At 59.4% G+C, this 1,287-nt stretch carries 2 protein-coding genes; both read left to right on the top strand.

Annotation, left to right across the window (positions count from 1 at the left end):
- The coding region (locus NW856_RS14300; protein ID WP_414400774.1) for an SRPBCC family protein at window positions 1-501 on the top strand (501 nt) is incomplete at its 5' end.
- Window positions 502-538: 37 nt separating this feature from the next.
- Window positions 539-1,120, top strand: a complete 582-nt coding sequence (locus NW856_RS14295; protein WP_414332206.1) for a peroxiredoxin family protein — start codon at window positions 539-541, stop codon at window positions 1,118-1,120.
- Window positions 1,121-1,287 lie beyond the last annotated feature (167 nt).

Raw genomic sequence — 1,287 nt, 5'->3', positions numbered from 1 at the left:
CCCCCCTGCCACGGCAGAAGACCTCTCTGCGGCCAAGCTCGCTCCCCCAACTTCCCCCTGAGGATGCCCATCTATACCCAGTCGATTCAGATTGCGGCCAGCGTGGCCCAGGTGGATCGCTGCCTCACCGACCTGGAGTTGATGAAGCGCTGGCTCAACCCGCTGTTGGGCTGTGAGGCGGTGGGATCCCCTCTGGCGGAATTGGGCAGCCGCTACCGCTTTTTCCTTCGCTTGCCGTTTGTATCCCCCAGCTTGGATTGCGTGATTACAGAGCGGGCAGAAGGCTTGGTGCAGTGGCAGTTTGAGGGGTTTTTTGAAGGAACCGACCGCTGGGAATGCCATCCCCAGCCGGGGGGTACCCTTCTAGTCAATTGCTTCAACTTCCGCATCCCCAGTCCCTGGGTGGCGGCAGGGTTTTACCTGTTGGCAGCGGGGCCGACCCAGCAGGATATGCGGGCCCAGCTCCGACGGCTGAAGGCGGTGGCCGAGGCTTTGGGTTAGGCTGGTGGCAAGTAGTAAAGAAACGTAAAAAACTGCAATGACCAGCAACAGCGGACTGTTTAACCGTCGCTTTGCCGACAACTTCATCCCCCAACCAGCCAACACTTCTCTGGAAATCGGCCAGATTGCCCCCGATTTTGAGCTGCCGCGTGTGCAGGGGGATCCCGTGCGGCTATCGGACTACCGCGGCCAAAAGCCGGTGGTTCTGGCTTTTACTCGTATCTTCACCGAAAAGCTTTTTTGCCCTTTTTGCTACCCCCACATCCAAGAGCTGAAAGCCCGCTACAGGGAGATCCAAGCCTTGGGGGCGGAGCTGCTGATGGTCACCAGCACTGATCCGGTTCAAAGCCAGCAGATCCAAGCAGACCTGCAACTGCCTTACCCACTGCTGGTGGATCCCGAGTGCAAAACCTTCCGCCTCTATGGGGTTGGCCAAGCTTTGGGAGCACCCCTGCCGGCCCAGTTCGTTGTGGATCGGGAGGGCAAACTGCGCTTCAAGCATGTTTTCTCCTTTGCCCAGCCCAATGCCGACACCGATGAGGTGCTGCGGGTGTTGCGGGAGGGGCTGCAAACCGGCTGGGATGGAACCCGTAGGGTGGCCCCTATCCCCTTTTTCTAGGGATCGGGCTTCTCTGCCATTGGACTTCCAGGGAGAGAGACTGCGATGTTTGCCCGTCTGGCCCAGAGTGGGGCGCGTCAGGCCGAGATCCTGGAGGTGGTTTTGCGACACGGTTGGGACTACATGCGCCGCTTGCTCTGATACATTTACGCTGAACACTGCTGAAC

Origin of the sequence: Synechococcus sp. R3-13, assembly GCF_047462195.1 — a bacterium.
Lineage (GTDB): Bacteria > Cyanobacteriota > Cyanobacteriia > Thermostichales > Thermostichaceae > Thermostichus.
The sequence above is the reverse complement of the archived record's forward strand: the minus strand, read 5'-3'. Positions and strand labels throughout refer to the sequence as shown.